Below are 18,566 nucleotides of genomic sequence, written 5' to 3' on the forward strand. Positions count from 1 at the left end.
ATGACAATCGAGTATCTGAAACGTGGTAAGTCCGATGCTGACCGGGCCGAGGATGACGCCAAAACACGCGCTGTCGTCGAAGCGACGCTGAAAGACATCGAAACACGTGGCGATGCTGCGGTACGCGAGCTAAGCGAGAAGTTCGATAACTATTCGCCAGCATCGTTTCGGTTGTCTCAAGACCAGATCGACGACCTGATCAATCAGCTGACGGATCGAGAGCTGGCGGACATCAAATTCGCGCAGGAACAAGTGCGCAACTTTGCACAAGCTCAGCGCGACTCGATGCTGGATATCGAAGTTGAGACTCTGCCGGGCGTCATTTTGGGCCACAAGAACATCCCCGTACAATCGGTGGGCTGTTATGTGCCCGGTGGCAAATTCCCGATGGTGGCCTCGGCGCATATGTCGGTGGCGACCGCCTCGGTGGCGGGCGTACCACGCATCATCGCCTGCACCCCTCCGTTTCAGGGCAAACCCAATGCAGCGGTGATCGCCGCCATGTATTTGGGTGGGGCGCATGAGATTTACGTGATGGGCGGCATTCAGGCTATCGGCGCCATGGCGTTGGGAACCGAGACGATTGATCCAGTCCACATGCTTGTCGGTCCGGGTAACGCCTTTGTCGCAGAAGCTAAACGTCAGCTATTTGGTCGCGTCGGTATCGACCTGTTTGCCGGCCCGACCGAGACCATGGTGATTGCTGATGAGACCGCCGCAGACGCAGAGCTATGCGCGACCGATCTTCTGGGTCAGGCCGAACATGGTTATAACAGCCCCTGCGTTTTGCTGACCAACTCGCGCAAACTGGCCGAGGACACGATGGCCGAGGTCGACCGGCTGCTGGGCATTCTGCCGACAGCGGGCACTGCAAAAGTGTCGTGGGAGGAATATGGCGAAGTGATCGTCTGCGATACGTATGACGAGATGCTGCAGGTCGCCGATAACATTGCATCTGAACATGTGCAGGTCATGACCGATCGCGACGACTGGTTCCTTGAGAACATGACTTGTTATGGCGCATTGTTCCTTGGACCGCGTACCAATGTCTCGAACGGTGATAAGGTTATTGGCACCAATCACACGCTACCTACCAAAAAAGCTGGCCGCTATACTGGTGGTCTATGGGTCGGTAAATATCTGAAAACACATAGCTATCAAAAGGTTCTGACTGATGAGGCGGCAACCTTGATCGGCGAATATGGCTCGCGCCTATGTATGCTCGAAGGTTTTGTGGGGCACGCCGAGCAATGTAACGTCCGCGTACGGCGTTACGGCGGCATCAATGTCCCCTACGGCGCGCCTGCACCTTACAGGGACGCCGCAGAATGAGTGACAGGCATACTGAGCACAAGACCCTGATCGCACAGATCAGGGCTGCGATGTATGACTTTACCGAAGCCGGTGTCCGGCAGGCGTTGGATCAGATTTGTTCTCCCGACGCTGTGTTCCATCTGAGCTATCCGTTTGGTGACACCAATGGGAGTAGTGCTTATTACGATTGTTGCTATCGCGATCTTCTGACCGCATGGCCCGATCTTGAGCGCCGCGATTATATCGTCATGGCTGGACCTGATGAATTCGGGGCTGATTGGGTTGGATGCGGCGGGTACTATACCGGCACTTTCGCGGGGCCATGGCTGGAGATTCCGCCGACAGGCCATCAGGTCACCATGCGGTTTCACGAGTTTTACCGGATCGAAAATGGCAAAGTCGCCGAGGTGCAGGCGCTTTGGGATATCCCCGAAGTGATGATGCAAGCGCAGGCTTGGCCCATGGCACCCGGTTTGGGGCGGGAATGGCATGTTCCGGGACCAGCGACGCAGGACGGGCTGGTGCCCGGCCCGTATGACAAGGCCAAGGGCAAAGAGACCTGCCAGCACATTGTCGACATGCTGGATCATCTGACCAAACATCCCGCAGAAGGTGGTCCGGAGGTGATGGAGTTGGAGCGGTTCTGGCATCCTCGGATGAACTGGTACGGCCCCTCGGGGATCGGCACAGGGCGGGGTATTGCGGGGTTCCGTAATTGGCATCAGATTCCATTCCTCAACGCAATGCCGGATCGCGGGCAGGATGTAGATGACATCACCTGTCATTTCTTTGGCGACGGTGACTATGCGGCTGTTACGGGTTGGCCCAACATGATCCAGACTGTCACCAATGATGGCTGGATGGGGATCGCACCGTCGGGCAAGAAGATCACGCTGCGCAGCCTCGATTTCTGGCGGCTTGAAAATGGCAAGATTCGCGAGAACTGGGTTCTGGTTGATCTGCTGAATACCTATCGCCAGCTGGGTGTTGACGTCTTTGCCCGTTTGCGAGAGTTCAACAAGGCGCGCGTTCCGGGCCGCATTCCATTTCCGGTTGGCGAGGTCTGATATGTCCCAATTTCCCAGCACCCCAAGTTTCAATCTTAACGGCAAACGCGCATTGGTCGCGGGCGCGTCGTCCGGTATCGGCATGGCCTGTGCCGTAGCACTGGCAGAGCATGGTGCCGAAGTGACACTGGCGGCGCGGCGCAAGGATGCGTTGCAGAATCTGGCAACAGAGATGACCGCTCGGGGATGGTTGGCGAATATACTTGAACTGGATGTTTCTGACGTTGCAGGCACTGCTGATGCTGTGGCGCAAAACGGGCCGTTTGATATCCTGCTGAACTCAGCCGGTCTGGCCCGACACAGCAGGGCCGTGGACACACGGCCCGAGGATTTTGATGCGGTAATGGATGTCAATGTCCGGGGGGCCTATTTTCTGACCCAAGCGGTGGCAAAAGGATTGTTAGAAGCTGGGCGCCCCGGATCGCTGATGAACATCTCCAGCCAGATGGGCCATGTAGGCGGGCGGGAAAGGGCGGTCTATTGCGCGTCAAAATTCGCGGTCGAAGGCTTTTCCAAGGCGATGGCGCTGGAGTTCGGTCCTGCAAAAATTCGGGTCAACACGATCTGCCCAACCTTTATTCTGACCGATTTGACCAAGCCGACCTTTGATGACCCGGACAAGCGCGCATGGATATTGGACAAGATCAAGTTGGGCCGCCCGGGCGAGATCGAAGACATCATGGGGGCAGTGGTTTATCTTGCCTCGGATGCATCGGCTTTGGTGACGGGCACCGCGTTGATGATAGACGGAGGTTGGACAGCAGACTGATGGCGGCGCAGAAAGTTACATCCATGGAGGTCGCCCGCCTTGCCGGGGTCAGCCAGTCTGCCGTAAGCCGTGTGTTTACCCCGGGGGCGTCGGCATCGAAAAAGACGATTGAAAAGGTTCGTCAGGCCGCCAAGCAACTGGGGTATCGGCCGAACGTCCTTGCGCGTGCCGTAGTGTCCGGCAAAAGCCGGATCATTGGGCTTGTTGTGGCGTATCTGAATAATCAGTTTTATCCTGAAGCACTGGAAAGGTTGACGAATACGCTGCAGGAGCGCGGCTACCATGTGATGATATTCATGGCGTCGAACCAGGCCGAAAACGTCGATAGCGTGGTCGAGGAATTGCTCGACTTTCAAGTCGACGGCATAATCGCGGCATCGGTGGCCCTTTCGTCGACCTTGTATGAACGTTGTCGGACCGTTGGCGTACCGATGGTGTTGTTCAATCGGGCACAGGATGACCTCACTATGTCATCGGTTACATCCGACAATGTCGCCGGTGGCCGAAAGGCAGCCGAGTTTTTGCTGGCTGGCGGTCATGAGAAGATCGGATATATCGCCGGATGGGAGGGCGCTTCGACCCAACGCGATCGCGAAGCGGGATTCGTAGCGGCCCTGCAAGAGGCGGGTGTCAAACTGCACGCCCGTGGAGCCGGAAACTTCATCGCAGAACAGGCGCGTGAGGCAACGCTACGCATGTTCGCGTCCGATCCACCGGACGCTGTGTTCGTGGCCAATGATCATATGGCGATCTCTGTGATGGACACGCTGCGGTTCGAGTTGGGCCTGCAAATTCCGGCCGACGTCTCGGTTCTGGGATATGACGATGTCGCCGTTGCCTCTTGGCCAGCCTACAATCTGACAACTATTCGTCAGCCTGCCAATCGGATGGTTGCCGAAACCGTCGATATTCTACTTAGCAAGATCGAAAATCCCGCTGCTGCGCCGCGCCGCACCGAGATTGACGGACCTTTGATCGTTCGCGGCTCCGCCCGCATACCTGAAGGATGGAAGACATGAAGGGATTTGATCCCAAATTCAAAGATTTCCCGGATTATATCATCGGCATCACCAAAGAGATTTGGGAAGACCGTGGCATTGCGACTCTGCATCAATATTACAGCCCAGACATCGTCGTCCGCTCGCCCGGTTCGGTTGTGTTGGGTAACCAGAATGTCATTGGTGCAACAATGGCCACGTTGGCCGAGTTCCCCGACCGTCAGCTGCTGGGCGAGGATGTGATCTGGTCGGGCACCCCGGAAGAAGGCATGCTGAGCTCGCATCGTATCCTGTCGACCGCCACGCATCGGGGCAATGGTGTCTATGGCAAAGCCACCGGAACACGCTTGCGATACCGAATTCTGGCCGACTGCCACGCCATCGACAACATGATCGATGACGAATGGCTGATCCGAGATCAGGGTGCGATCGTCCGGCAAATGGGCTGGGATCCCAAGGAATATGCCGCCGATCTGATAGCGCGTGAAGGTGGGGCCGAGGCCAGTGTGAAGCCTCTGTCACCCAAGATCGACATCGAAGGCCCCTACAAGGGGTACGGCAATGACAATGAATGGGGACACCGCCACGCGGATCTGCTGACACGGATAATGAATGCAGATATGGGCGCGATTGAACGAGAGTATGACCGAGGCGTGCAGACCGAATATCCCGGCGGTGTCACGGGCCATGGCTGGGATTCGGCTGATCGGTTCTGGATGTCTTTGCGTGCCGCCATGCCAAGCGCAACCTTCACCATCCATCATCAGATCGGGCGCGATGATCCGAATATGCCACCCCGCTCGGCCCTGCGCTGGAGCTTGCATGGCAAGCATGACGGTTGGGGCGTGTTCGGCAAACCCACAGGCGCTGAGTTGTATGTGTTGGGGATCAGCCATGCCGAATGGGGCGAGTTGGTTGGAGGCGACATCAGGCTGCGACGCGAATGGACCTTGTTCGATGAAACCGCGGTCTGGAAACAGCTTCTGTTGGAAACCGGGGATCTCTGATGCCTCAAACGCGCGTCGCATTGGATGCCAGTGAAGGAACCCGGCGGTACCACGGCCACCGGGCGTCCTTGCGGGCGCGGCGGCTGAATAATCGCCCTCCGGGTGCATGAGGATCGAGACCTCTTGTACCAATTCAATGAACGGAGACTATTATGAGCACGATCCAACAACGCATTGTCCGCTACGGCGAACTGCAGCCTTGTAAAACCGCATTTATTGACGCGCACACGCCCGGTTCGGACCAGAAGGAAAACTTTACCATCGTAGGCGGTGGCGTATCCGAAAGCCCCGATCAGCATGTCCACATCACCGACAAAATCGGTTTCAATATTGGCGCGGCGGGGCAACCTCCGAAATGCCGGAATTCGCTGCACAGCCACACCACGGCCGAGGTGTTCTTTGTCGCCAAAGGACGTTGGCGGTTCTTCTGGGGTCGCTATGGCACTGCGGGCGAGTTTATTGCCGAGGAAGGTGACATATTTAACATTCCAACTGGCATCTTTCGCGGTTTCGAAAATGTCGGGCAGGATTATGGGATGATCATGTCGATCCTGGGCGGCGATGATGCGGGTGGCGGTGTCACCTGGGCACCACAGGTGATCGAAGACGCGCAGGCGCATGGGCTGATGCTGGGCGACAATGGCGTGCTGTATGACAGCAAGAAGGGTCAGGAACTGCCCCACAACGTGCGCCCCATGCCGCTGCTGACCGAAGAAGAGCTTAAGAGCTATCCGGAAGTTCCGGTCGAAAATGTTATCGGCAAATATGTGGCACGCTATTGGGATCTGATGGCGCTTTCCGCTAACAAGCCAGCCAAAGTGATTGGCGAAGATGCCCTGATCACGGATAAGCCGGGGTTTGAGGTCGATTTCCTCGGACGCGGCTCTTGTTTGAACGAACCCGTCGCGGCGCATATGCCCGTCGTCCTCATGCCTGCGAGTGGTCATTGGCGGATTACAGTCGATGGCTATGAAACAACTTTGTCCGCAGGCGATACAGCGCTGGTTCTGTCAGGTGAAAGCTACAGTATCGTGCCCTCAATGACCGGAGAGGCCGGTCTGTATCGTATCACGGCAACGGACGATCCCGCCGGTGCTACCTGGACCGGTGCATAAAGGCAAAGTTGCGCGCTCCGATCTTTTTCGGGGCGCGCAGTATGTGAGCCGTGCTTCACTTTGGACTCGGCACAGGGAAGTAATTGAATTGGAGATGACAAGATGACCCGAATTTCAACCACCCATGTGGGAAGTCTGCCGCGCAGTCAGGAAGTCGTCGATTTCATCTTCGCGCGTGAGCGGGAGGAACCGTTCGATCAGACAGATTTTGATGCCTGCATGACGAACGCGGTGTCCGAGACCGTAGGCAAACAGGCTGCAGCGGGGATCGATATTGTATCGGATGGCGAGACTTCGAAAATCTCTTACGCGACCTACGTCAAGGACCGCTACACCGGGTTTGCAGGCGACAGCCCGCGCAACGCTCCGGCTGATCTGAAGATGTTTCCGGGCTTTCTTCAACGTTTGGCGAATGATGGCGGAACTCCGCAATACGCGCGGCCCATGTGCGTAGGCGATGTGCGCTCGAAAGGGCAGGGCGAGTTGCAGAAGGATATCGACAACCTCAAAAGAGCCATGGTTGAGCACGGGATTGAGCGCGGATTTATGAATGCTGCCAGCCCGGGTGTGATCTCTCTTTTTCTGCAGAACGACTATTACCCGACGCGCGAGGCGTATCTGGCCGCGCTGGCCGATGCGATGAAATCCGAATATGAAACCATCGTCGGGGCGGGCCTGGATATTCAATTGGATTGTCCCGATCTTGCCCTGTCGCGCCATATGCTGTTCACCGATCTTTCTGACGAGGAATTTGTCAGTATTGCCGAAATGCATGTCGAAGCGCTGAACCATGCATTGCAGGATGTGCCCGCCGACAAGGTTCGGGTTCACATCTGCTGGGGCAATTACGAAGGTCCGCATTGCTGCGATATCGGAATGGACAAGGTGTTCTCGACTTTGATGTCAACCAAGTCGCGCTATGTGCTGTTTGAAACCTCGAACCCGCGCCATGCACATGAATGGACGGTGTTCCGCGACCGCAAGTCCGAGATACCGGATGACAAGGTACTTGTGCCGGGTGTGGTCGATACCACCACAAACTTTGTGGAACACCCCGAACTGGTCGTGCAACGTCTTGAGCGGTTCGTGAACATCGTGGGAGCGGAGCGGGTGATCGGCGGATCGGATTGCGGTTTCGGCACCTTTGCGGGGTTTGGCGCTGTCGATCCTGATATCGCCTATGCCAAACTGGGTGCGCTGGCCGAAGGGGCTGCTCTGGTCAAATGACACCACTTGTCCTTTTGCCGGGCATGATGTGCGATGCTCGGCTATTCTCGCCGCAAATTGGTGCATTGTCTGGCAGATATCCGATATTTGTCGCCCCCATTGGTGCACATGATACGATGCAGGCTCTGGCCGCCGAGGTTTTAAGTCATGCGCCCGACCGGTTCGCCTTGGCCGGTCTTTCCATGGGAGGCATTGTTGCGATGGAAATACTGCGGCAAGCACCGGGGCGTGTAGCGGGGATGGCGTTGATGGACACCAACCCGCTGGCAGAGGTGGATCAGGTCAAGGCGAGGCGTGAGCCCCAGATTGAGGCGGTTAAAAACGGTCGGCTACGCGATGTGATGGCCGAGGAAATGAAGCCCAACTATCTGACCGATGGCCCTGATCGACAGGCAATTCTGGACCTATGCATGGATATGGCTATGGCCTTGGGGCCGGAGATTTTTGTTAACCAATCCAAGGCCCTACGAGATCGCCCGGATCAAAGTCACACATTGCGCGCTTTCAAGGGATCTGCGCTGGTCCTTTGCGGTCGTCATGACGCGTTATGCCCAGTCGAACGCCACGAATTGATGCATGACCTGTTGCCGCAAAGCCGGTTGGAAGTCATCGAACACGCGGGGCATTTGCCAACTCTGGAACAACCGCGGCAAACAACGGCGGCGCTGCTGCGCTGGCTGGAGACAATCGAAACAATCTAAGCCGGATTTCCGCAAGGCCGTAGATAGCCCTGGTGGAAACTGACTACGATATTACTCTGTCGGACTTGGAGCCCCTATCGTAGCATGGACGCAGCAGTAACGATTTAGAGTTTCTGAAGCACCCAAATCTGGTTCAGAGCCTGCTGTCGCGATCAAAACTGCACTTAAGTCGGGGCACACGCGATACACTAAATTCAAGGCCTGCTACCAAGTCTCTGACGAAGATTGCTTCGTTGCACTCAGCCACCTGCGGAAAGTGGTGGAAGAGGGAGGAATTTGCTGTTTGGCGTGATAAACTTTTCAATCGCCCGGAATGCCTCGGTGGATGATTGTCTGGTTTAGCCATGAGTGGCGATTGCGGTCGCTGCGGACCGGACAGTTTGATCGTCCTCTGCAACATTGACAGTTTCGAATAGCAAATGTTGTTATCGTAATGACAGGCATCGTCCCGAGGAGAAGAGCTATGCAAGACGTCGCGGATCAATCCGCTGGCTATGATGAGCACATTCTGATTTGTGACGATGACATCGAGTTTGCTCAGGGTGTTTGTGCATTTCTGACTGATAAAGGGTACAAAATCGAACACGCGCAAGATGTACCCGCTGCGCGGTTGATGATGGCTGATGAAACCTACAGCTTGTTTCTGCTGGACCTCGTGATGCCAGGAACTAGTGGTAAGGTGTTATGTCACGAGATCGCTTCGCGCATAGATGCCGGGATCATCATGATCAGTTCGATTGATGACGACGCCGAGCGGATTTCCCTGCTGGAACTGGGCGCGGATGATTACATCATTAAACCATTCAACGAGTTGGAACTCCTCGCGCGCGTGCGTGCTGTGCTGCGCAGGCGTGCTGGTGGAACGCAGGGAAAATCCCGGGTTACCCGGTTCGGAGAATGGGAGCTTGTTGAAAACGAGCGGCATCTCAAAAGCGAGGATGGTCGGCTCATCACCCTCACCTCAAGTGAAGTGCGCGTCATGCGGTTTTTTGCTGAAAATCCGGACGTGTTGTGCACCCGGGAAGACCTACTTGCCGTCGCTCGAACGCGGCAGCATGGCGGAGCAGGGGACAGGAGCGTTGATGCTCTGATCAAACGGTTGCGGTCGAAGATCGAGAACGATCCATCAAATCCGGAATATATTCGAACGGTCTGGGGGCAGGGTTACATCTTTCGTCCAGGCTGAACTCCGGAATCAAGCGGCAAAAGCACATTAGCCCTAAGGCCCCCGCTAGGGCGGTTTTCAAGCGTAACAGTGCCCCCCTGATCGACAACAATCGCCCGGACAATAGCAAGGCCGAGGCCTGTGCCGGGTTCGGTGGCTCCAAGTCTCTGGAAAGGCTCAAACGCTGTTTCAAGTTGTTCGGCTGGGATACCTGGTCCTTCATCGTCTATGTGAATTGCGGCCAAATCGTTCGACGCGGTCAAAGAGACATTTGTTCGACCCCCGTATTTGACCGCATTCTCCAACAAGTTTCTAAGAACCCGGGTAAGCGCGTTATGTCTTCCTTTGACCACCGCAGATTGTTCGATTGTGCAGGTCACATCGCGACCCGCCTCAACCTGTTCATCTACAAGCGCCTCAACCAGTGAGCGCAAATCCAGGCGTGCAAGCTCTCCATCGTGATGCGTTTCGCGGTTGAGGTTGGTGACGGAGTTTACAATATCGCTGATGGTTTCCAACCGCTTGAGCAGTTGCTCTTTGGGTGCTGTTGGTTCCAATTTCTGGATCGCATCGTGCATCCGTGCAATCGGTCCCTTCAGGTCATGCCCGAGGCTACGAAGCAAGGTTGTCTTGTACTCAAGCGCCAGAACAATCCGGGCTTCCATGCGATTGAACGCAATAATTGTGTGGCGGATATCAATGGCACCCGCCTCGACGAGTGGGCCGACCTCTTCGCCCCGGCCGATCAACTCGGCATTGACGGCCATCGCGCTCAGCGGTCGCATCACTTTCTGAATAAGAAACGCAAGTGCGCAAAGCAGGGTAAGCGCGACCAGACTGTCGATTGAGCCAACGATGACCAAAGGTACGATGTTCTTGTTTTTCATGAGCAAATAGCAGTTCAGCCATTCGTCATCATCCTTGAGCCGGACCGAAAAAACGCTCACCAGAAACGCGTCAACGCTTTCTGCATCGATAGGTTCGCCCGAGTGGCTCTTGAACAGTTGCAACAGCGCGCTTTGGTCGTGTTTGGCGTCAACGACCGTGTCTGCCACGGACAGTTCCGCGACGGCGATCCCGCGGTGTTCCAGCCGCGCCGTCAGCCAGTTAGCCAGATTCGGGCGGTCGCGGCCATTGGCCAAAGTGGTTGCTGCATCCTGCGTGCCGACCCTGACACTCCATTCTGCAGGAAAGAAACCAAGCGCTGCTTCGGAGCGGCTGTCAGGAGGCACGCGGGCCAGGGTTGAAACCACCTGCGCAAGAAAGGCATCGCCCCTGTTTCGGATCTCTTCAGCGCGAGAGTTTCGGATCTGGACCACGTCGGTGACTACCGAGAACACGCCGACAATCGTCCAGCTGATAAGCACGATGCTCATAACTTGTGTTCGAAGTGTCAGATCATTCCAGCGCATTGCGCGTAGGCTCCCTGTCCCATCCCCCTGACTTGGGACGCTAATTCAAATACCGCCGCATTCCCAAGCGGAAATTGCAACCGCCATGCCGCTGATGATGCAAAGGGGTTTCACCCACCGGTACCGCATTTCGGGGCACCCGGCTTCGTCAGCTCGGTAAACAACCGGCCAAATTCGTCAATTGAATCAAAGTGTGACAAGCCCTTGGGGCATCGGCGGCTGGTCTCCAAGTATCACCCACAGAGTTTTTATTGGGAGCCAGCTATGTCAAAGCATTCATCCGTTCATCCACAACTTGCCAGCGCCCGGCGCGCGCTGAGGGGCAATCTGATTGCCACCGGCGTTTTCAGCGGTGTTGTGAACCTATTGATGCTGACAGGGCCGATTTTCATGCTTCAGATCTATGATCGCGTGATGTCTAGCCAAAGCGTGAATACGCTTGTCGCGCTCAGCACACTTGTCGCCGGTCTGTACTTGTTCATGGCCTTGATTGACGGCGCGCGGACCCGTGTGCTGGTTGCCATGGGGCATCGCTTTGAACAAAGGCTCGCCCGCACAGCGTTTGATTGCACTTTGTCCGAGCCGTCGCGCAACCGTCCGGGTGGCAACCCTGCGGCGGCAATTCGAGATGTCGAAAAAATTCGCGGTTTCCTGTCGGGTCAGGGTGCCGGAGCTTTGTTCGATCTGCCGTGGATCCCGGTCTATCTGGGATTGGTTTTTGCCATGCACATGTGGCTGGGTATGGTCGGTGTAATTGGCGCGCTGGCATTGGTTGCCATTGCCATCGTTACGGATATCAAGGTCCGCGCTGCCGCGTGCGTTCAGTCTGAGCATTCAGCCAAGCGCAATCGTCTGGCAGAAGCCGGCCGCCGGAATGCCGAAATGGTTCGCGCGATGGGGATGCAGTCCAATCTTGGCAAGACCTGGCAAGATGTGAATGATCTCCACCTTGGTGCGAGTGCTAAGGCGGCCACTACTGTCGGAGTGTCTGGTAGCTTTACCAAGGTGTTCCGCCTGGCACTTCAGTCCGCCGTTCTTGCGGTCGCCGCTTATCTTGCCATCCATGGACATATATCGGCTGGCTCAATCGTTGCGGCATCGGTCATCATGTCCCGTGGCTTGCAGCCTATCGAGACTCTGGTCGGTAGTTGGCGCAATCTGGTTGCTGCCCGGCAAGCATGGGCTCAGCTGAAGCAAACTCTTTCTGGTGACGAAGCTGACCGTCGTATTTCCATGCCCAAGGCACAGAAGTCGCTGACCGTTGACGGCCTGATCGCTGCCCCTCCGATGGCCACTGCCGCTGTTCTCAAAGGTGTTGGTTTCGATATGAAAGCAGGCGAGGCACTGGCTGTGATTGGGACGACCGGCAGCGGAAAATCAACCTTGGCGCGCACACTTGTTGGTGCATGGTCGGCGGCCAAAGGCAGCATCAGTCTCGACGGTGTGCCGATCGACCAGTACCTGCCTGAGGAGCTTGGCCCCCAGATCGGTTTTCTGCCGCAGGATGTTGAGCTCTTTGACGGAACGATCGCCCAGAACATCGCGCGTTTTGATCCCGAGGCGACGGACGAGTTGGTGATTGCCGCCGCCAAGGCAGCGGGTGTTCACGAACTGATCGCTAGCTTCAAAGACGGCTATGCCACCTCGGTTGGCGAGCGTGGCGCGGCCTTGTCCGGTGGTCAGCGACAGCGTGTTGCCCTTGCACGCGCGCTTTATGGTGATCCATTTCTGGTGGTTCTGGATGAGCCCAATTCCAATCTGGATGCCGTGGGCGAGGCTGCACTGAACCATGCGATTCTCGCCGCCAAGGCACGCGGGGCGATTGTGATCGTCATCGCGCACCGGGCGAGCGTGCTGGGTTCAGTCGACAAGATTCTGATCATGGAAGACGGTCGCGCCGGAGATTTTGGTCCTCGAACAGAAGTGATGGAGCGGTTGCGTCAACGCAATCAGGCCGCCGCCGGAGCTGCACAGCCTGCCGCTGAACAGAAGACTGTCGAACAACCCCAACAAACAGAAATCGTTGCCGCCACGGGCTGACCCAGTCCGGCGCTGTAAACAGAATGAATGGAGGAAGTCATGAATACCAACAAGAATTCCAACACGAAGACCGAAGGGTTTAGGGATCGTTCTGCCCGATCCATCGGCTTTGGTCTGGTCGCAATTGCAGTGCTCGCCATAGGATTCGGTGGTTGGGCGATGAAAGCCCCGATGTCCGGGGCGGTCGTGACGGCTGGTAGCGTGGTGGTCTCGTCCGACCTCAGAGCTGTGCAACATCCCGACGGAGGTATTGTCGGCACCATTCACGTCAAAAACGGAGATAGGGTTGAGGCTGGCGATGTTGTTCTGACACTTGATGATCAGCTGTTGTCAGGCAGCCAAGCCTTGGTCGATGACAGGCTCGTGGCGCTTGAAGCGCAGTTGGTTCGTCTCACGGCCGAGCGCGATGGTCTGGACGATCTCGTACTGTCCGAGGAGCTTGCGTCTCGGAAAGACGAAGACAAAATTGACCGCGCACTCGCAACGCAGCGCGCGGTGATGGAAGCACGTCGTCTGTCGCAGGATGGTCAGGTCGCGGCCTTGGAAGAGAAAATCGAACAGGCAGAGCAGGAAATTGTGGGCCTGGAGGCGCAGCGCGAAGCTTCCGAAGAAGAGATCAAACTGATCGACAGCGAATTGGAGGGTCTGACGCAGCTCTTTGAAAAGGGTTTAGTGCCAGGCACCCGGGTGACGACTTTGCAGCGTCAAAGAAGCAGTCTTGTCGGTAATAGTGGCGGCCTGACCTCTCGGATCGCAGTCGCCCGTGGTCGTATCAGCGAGACGCGTATCCATATCCTGCAACTGGAAAAGACTTTCCGCGAGCAGGTGATGAACGAGATCTCCTCGCTGGAGGTCGAACTGGATGGCTTGAAAGAACGTCGGAGCGCGGCCGCGTTGCAGCTGGCGCGGGTTGACCTTCGGGCTCCGGCGGATGGCATCGTGCATGAATTGGGTGTGCATACAATCGGCGGCGTGGTGTCTCCGGGCGAAACGCTGATGCAGATCGTGCCCGAGGATGACGGGTTGGTGGTGACCGCTAGTGTCATGCCACAGGACATCAACAATGTCGCCTTGGGCCAGGCTGCGAGCGTGATGATCGGGGCGTTCGATCAACATGTTGCCCCTCGGTTGGATGGGCACGTTGAGTTTGTCTCGGCTGATTTGAAAACAGATGAGATAACTGGCTTACCCTACTACGAGGCGCGGGTTGCACTAAGCGAGGAGGCTGTCGGACTTTTGTCTGACCGCCAGTTGAGCCTGCTGCCGGGTATGCCGGCTGACGTCTTCATCGAAACCGGCGAACGTACCCTGTTCCAGTACCTTCTTGATCCTCTCAGTAAACAAATCCGGACCACGTTCCGGGAGGTCTGATCGACCGCATGATGTGAGCTGCCCAATAGGAAGAAACAGCTAAAACCAGCGCCAGAAATGGCGCTGGTTTTTTCGATCCTGAAGGCGAGGAGGGGCGTTGGTGGTACCTGAGCGGGTGCTGGTCCACATCTTGGAAGCGCGTCCTGTCTGAAAAGAGATGATGCCCGGCTTGAGAGCCTATTTTTGTCATACTTTGTAACAATTTAGCCCCCTTTTTCGCGTTGTAATGAAGGGGCCGGATAACCACCTTTTTGTTATACCCGAGGAGGAAGTTTCTAAGATTTTTTGGGTGCTAAACAAAGTGTGTAACAAGGAGAAATACAATGAAACATGTAACCGCTACGAGCTTCGAGAAAGCCAACGACGATGTCATCGCCGTGCCCCCGATTCAGCCTTTTCCAAAGTGCGGAACCGAGGTGCCAAATGATGGTGAAGACCTGGTGGCTGTAAATCCGTTGCCGATTGATCCGCTGGTTGCCGATCCCATCGAAGATCTGGTTGCCGTGAACCCGCTGCCTTTTGGTGCGGTTCCTGCCAGTGAAGGTGACGACGTCACCGCAGTTTCCCCGATCATGCCTGACCCCCGGTGTGGTACCGAGGTTCCGCAGGATGGTGAAGACCTGATCGCAGTAGCCCCGCTGCCTTATGGTGCGGTTCCTGCTGGTGAAGGTGACGATGTGACCGCAGTTTCGCCGATCATGCCTGATCCCCGTTGCGGCACCGAAGTGCCTCAGGACGGTGAAGATCTGGTTGCAGTGAACCCGCTGCCCTTTGATCCGATCGTTCTGGATCAGGGTGATGACGTCATCGCTGTACCCCCGATCCTGCCGCTGCCCAAATGCGGCACCGAAGTACCGGAGGATGAGTATGACCTGACGGAAATGGCGCCTCCGCCGCTGTGCGAAATCGTACCGACTGCAGGCGGCGAAGACATCTGCGGAACCCCCGTTCCGACCGACAGCTTCTTTGTCGATATGATTGCCTAAGTGGGGCGAAAACTCAGCGATCATCTATCGCTGCACAACCAAAATCCGGGCGTCTTAGTTCCTGTTGAAACGGACGCCCGGGCAAACAGAGGGAAAACCAAACTCACCGGCTGGGGCCTGAAACAGGCGCCAGCCGGATTGCTGGTTTTCTCAGGCCGTGGATTCCATTTTTGTCATACTTTGTAACAACTTAACTGGCTTTCGCCTGTTGAGATCAACAGCCTGAAAAACCACATCTTTCCTATGATCTGTGATGCGTATGGGCCCGAACCTCGGGTGTCGACCATCCAGGAAACAGGAGGAAAGACATGAAACATGTTAGCAAATCAAAATTCCAGCCCAACTCGGCGAGCACGCTCAACATATCGGTTGGTCTTGGTGAAACGGATGACGATCCTATCGTGATCCCGCCGGTTAGTCTGCTGTCGGAAGAAATCAGCGAATTGCAGGACTACGCCTGGGAAGATTCAGCCTCGGACGACGAGACTGTGGCCAGCAACAAACCTGATATTCCCGTCTGGATCGGTGGTAAATCACCTGGCGATGGCCACAGCGGTTGGTGGGATAAATATGGGACCCATCTGCATGACACCAGCGGCACCTATGTCGGCCGCGATGTCAAAGCCCGTGGTGAATACAAAATGGCAGACGGTGAGGTGAGCTTTGAAAACCTGATGCACCGTCTCTCAAGTGGGCAAAGCAAGGGGACATATCTTTACACCCGTATCGAAGGGAATGACGGGGATAACGTCATCCACGGTTGGAACCCCGAAAACTGGGATAACTATGATGGCGGCACCTCGATCAAGAATTACTATTCCAACTATCATCATCGGGACAATATCTCGGGCGGTGACGGAGATGACATCATCATCGCTTATCGTGGGAACGACCAGTTGTTCGGTGATGGCGGTAATGATGTCATCTATGGTGGCGGTGGCCACGACTACATCGATGGAGGTGAAGGTGATGATCAGCTGTTCGGCGAATCCGGCAACGACAAGATCATTGGCGGCGGAGGCAAGAACATCCTTGTTGGCGGCGAAGGCGATGACATCCTGATTGCCGGGAATGAAGGCGACAAACTGTACGGTGGTACTGGTAACGACCTTCTTGTCGGCGGTGACGGTGATGATGTCCTGTTTACCGGGCATATCGACGAAACCTCTGCCGACACGCTATACGGTGGAAAAGGGGCCGACACGTTCGTTATTGGCTCTGTGCCTGAACCAACAACTCATGATCCCAACCATAACCAATCGAATGGTCTGGGCGAAGAGTGGCTGGAAGAGGCAGGTAATCTGGCACTCGCCAAGATGCTGCCGGGCGCGAAGCTGTTCATCAACCTTGCCAGAGGCCTGATCGACGGGATCAAGAACATGTTCAAGACCGAGGAGCAGGTTGTCGAAACCGTCAACCCGCCGAAAGTGTCTCTGGTCGAGATCCTCGACTTCAACCCGCTTGAAGACAAGATCATTGTACCAGTCAACGTGGAGGGGCCAGTAACGCTGGACCTGCAGGCATCGATCGTTGATGGCGCGGCATTCGATCTGGTCGCGCTTGATCCGGCCGACAACAAGTTCAAGGTGATTACAACCTTCTATTGGGATGAGGCGTCGAACATCTTTCCGGGCGCAACAAGTATCTCGCAGCAGAACACAGATGCCTTCATTCAACGGTTGAAAGAAACTGCTCTGATCACGGGGCCGGATGGTGCGCATTATGGCTTGGGCCAAAAGATCGACCTTGGCCTGAGCAGTGAAGACCTTGCAGGTCTTGGAACCAGCAAGTTCGTCACATTCGGGGCGTTCGGCGGTGTTTCGATGGTCGGCTTTCATGACGAGGATCGTCAGTTGGGAACAAACCACAACGACGTTCTGCAAGCCTATACGTCCGAGCGCGATACCCACGGCGGAAACGAGGCCGAAATCCGCAATGACGGCAATGATGTTCTCTACGGCTTTGGCGGTGACGATATCATGGCTGGCGGTGGCGGCTTTAATAAGCTGTATGGTGGAGAAGGCAATGACACGGCCTGGTATGGTGACAGTCTGAGCGGCATCTATGTCGACATGAACAACAAGGCGGAAGATGCCAGCGGTGAGTATTACTGGGCCTGGCATGGCAACAGCGCCAATCCGTTCGATCTCAATGACGAGATTCGCGACAAGGAAGGCTATGATCTGCTCTGGAGCGTCGAGAACATCTATGGCAGCGACCATGATGATGTGATCATCGGCGACGACGGCGATAACGTCTTCACCTCGGGTGATGGCAAAGACGTGCTGACCGGTAACGGAGGAGCTGACACCTTCATTCTGAACGGCGGCGAGAACACGATCACCGATTTCGATGCCAATGAAGGCGATCGGATCGAGATCGATCTAGACGCTTATGGGATGACCGGTTGGTTTGATCTGGATCACCGCATCGAAAACGGCCAGATCGTGCTGTTCAACAAGCTGACAGACGAGATCATCGTGCGCTATGACGATGACGGGAACGGATTTGACCCGTCATACATCGACCTGCGCAGCTTGGTTGGCAACGATGAAGAAGGCTATCAGGTTGTCTACGAACCGCCCTTTGGTGCAAACACGCTGGAGTGGTTCGAGAAGTATGGCAACCGGATTGATGCCGAGGTCGGCGAAGAGCTCGTTACCGTAGATGGCACCGATAGTTGGGACTACATGATCGGCGACACCGGCAGTGGTGGATTGACCCTGAATGGTGGTGCTGGTGATGACTACATTGTTGGCGGTGCGCTCAATCAGTTCGCTACTCTGAACGGCGGCGACGGCAATGACACCATCGTGATCCGCAAAGGCGCGATGATCACCAATGCAAATGGTGGAGACGGCGACGACGTCATCATCCTTGATGCAGACCAGTCTTCAGAAGCCGGGTTTGCCAATATGTTCGGTGGCGAAGGCAGCGATACTTTTGTCATCACCGGCCCGGGCAGCCAGTATGGTGGTCAGGTGATCCGGGATTTTGAGGCTGACGACTCGATTGTTATCGATCTGGAAGGGTTCGGGATCTCGTCTCTGGATCAACTTCAGATCGAATGGCGTTCCAGCACTCACTGGGTCACGGCAAATGGCCAAAAGGTGATCAGCGTACAGGGTGTTGATGAGCATTTCGATGTCATGCAGCACATCAGCGAGCTGACGGCTCAGCAATCACAGGATTGGGGTCTCTGATCATCGCCTGATTACCAAAAAAACGCCTCAGCCGGTCTGGATCGGCTGAGGCTTTCTTAACATTTCGATCTGGCAATGATGCAAAGTTAATTATTGCGACATTCCAAATTTGGCGAAGACACGCGCAACTGCACCGATCTTTTGCTCAAACCCCGCTATAACCTACTGACGTACAGCGTTTTTTAGCGCAT

14 protein-coding genes are annotated in these 18,566 nt (G+C 55.8%); 13 read left to right on the top strand and 1 reads right to left on the bottom strand.

Features of this window, described 5'->3' with window-relative positions:
• The 9 genes from hisD (at position 1) to ACR0AH_RS07015 (ending at position 9,384) form a co-directional block, all read left to right on the top strand.
• A complete protein-coding gene (hisD, locus tag ACR0AH_RS06975) occupies positions 1–1,332 on the top strand; it encodes a histidinol dehydrogenase (RefSeq protein WP_480591036.1) in 1,332 nt (443 codons plus the stop codon).
• Positions 1,329–2,381, top strand: a complete 1,053-nt coding sequence (locus ACR0AH_RS06980; protein ID WP_480591038.1) for an ester cyclase — start codon at positions 1,329–1,331, stop codon at positions 2,379–2,381. Before hisD ends, ACR0AH_RS06980 begins: the two co-directional genes overlap by 4 nt.
• Position 2,382: 1 nt before the next feature.
• Complete coding sequence (locus ACR0AH_RS06985; protein ID WP_223118582.1) at positions 2,383–3,150, top strand: SDR family NAD(P)-dependent oxidoreductase; 768 nt, start codon at positions 2,383–2,385, stop codon at positions 3,148–3,150.
• Positions 3,150–4,169, top strand: a complete 1,020-nt coding sequence (locus tag ACR0AH_RS06990; RefSeq protein ID WP_170465610.1) for a LacI family DNA-binding transcriptional regulator — start codon at positions 3,150–3,152, stop codon at positions 4,167–4,169. Before ACR0AH_RS06985 ends, ACR0AH_RS06990 begins: the two co-directional genes overlap by 1 nt.
• Positions 4,166–5,155, top strand: a complete 990-nt coding sequence (locus ACR0AH_RS06995) for a nuclear transport factor 2 family protein (RefSeq protein WP_170611474.1) — start codon at positions 4,166–4,168, stop codon at positions 5,153–5,155. The genes ACR0AH_RS06990 and ACR0AH_RS06995 overlap by 4 nt, the downstream gene beginning before the upstream one ends.
• 152 nt (positions 5,156–5,307) lie before the next feature.
• A complete protein-coding gene (locus ACR0AH_RS07000) occupies positions 5,308–6,270 on the top strand; it encodes a cupin domain-containing protein (protein ID WP_170663400.1) in 963 nt (320 codons plus the stop codon).
• 102 nt (positions 6,271–6,372) lie between these two features.
• Positions 6,373–7,497, top strand: coding sequence for a cobalamin-independent methionine synthase II family protein (locus ACR0AH_RS07005; RefSeq protein ID WP_480591040.1), 1,125 nt, complete (start codon positions 6,373–6,375; stop codon positions 7,495–7,497).
• Positions 7,494–8,198 (top strand): alpha/beta fold hydrolase, encoded by a 705-nt coding sequence (locus ACR0AH_RS07010; RefSeq protein WP_480591042.1) that lies wholly within the window; start codon positions 7,494–7,496, stop codon positions 8,196–8,198. Before ACR0AH_RS07005 ends, ACR0AH_RS07010 begins: the two co-directional genes overlap by 4 nt.
• 463 nt (positions 8,199–8,661) lie before the next feature.
• Positions 8,662–9,384 carry a response regulator gene (locus ACR0AH_RS07015; RefSeq protein WP_170561885.1) on the top strand — a complete coding sequence of 241 codons (723 nt, stop codon included), beginning with the start codon at positions 8,662–8,664 and terminating at the stop codon, positions 9,382–9,384.
• Here the strand turns inward: ACR0AH_RS07015 and ACR0AH_RS07020 are convergent.
• Positions 9,363–10,739 (bottom strand): ATP-binding protein, encoded by a 1,377-nt coding sequence (locus ACR0AH_RS07020; RefSeq protein WP_170732644.1) that lies wholly within the window; start codon positions 10,737–10,739, stop codon positions 9,363–9,365. The two genes, ACR0AH_RS07015 and ACR0AH_RS07020, sit on opposite strands and share 22 nt — an antisense overlap.
• Positions 10,740–11,039: 300 nt before the next feature.
• Here ACR0AH_RS07020 and ACR0AH_RS07025 point away from each other — a divergent pair, with 300 nt between their 5' ends.
• The 4 genes from ACR0AH_RS07025 (at position 11,040) to ACR0AH_RS07040 (ending at position 18,375) form a co-directional block, all read left to right on the top strand.
• The gene (locus tag ACR0AH_RS07025; RefSeq protein ID WP_480591044.1) at positions 11,040–12,815 is read left to right on the top strand and encodes a type I secretion system permease/ATPase; all 1,776 of its coding nucleotides are present in this window, start codon (positions 11,040–11,042) and stop codon (positions 12,813–12,815) included.
• A 39-nt stretch (positions 12,816–12,854) separates the two neighbouring features.
• Positions 12,855–14,186: an HlyD family type I secretion periplasmic adaptor subunit gene (locus tag ACR0AH_RS07030; protein WP_480591046.1), complete on the top strand. Its 1,332-nt coding sequence runs from the start codon at positions 12,855–12,857 to the stop codon at positions 14,184–14,186.
• Positions 14,187–14,509: 323 nt separating this feature from the next.
• The gene (locus ACR0AH_RS07035; RefSeq protein ID WP_480591048.1) at positions 14,510–15,172 is read left to right on the top strand and encodes a hypothetical protein; all 663 of its coding nucleotides are present in this window, start codon (positions 14,510–14,512) and stop codon (positions 15,170–15,172) included.
• 308 nt (positions 15,173–15,480) lie between these two features.
• Positions 15,481–18,375 carry a calcium-binding protein gene (locus ACR0AH_RS07040; RefSeq protein WP_480591050.1) on the top strand — a complete coding sequence of 965 codons (2,895 nt, stop codon included), beginning with the start codon at positions 15,481–15,483 and terminating at the stop codon, positions 18,373–18,375.
• The last annotated feature ends 191 nt before the right edge of the window (positions 18,376–18,566 follow it).

It is taken from the genome of Ruegeria sp. AM5, from assembly GCF_056540645.1.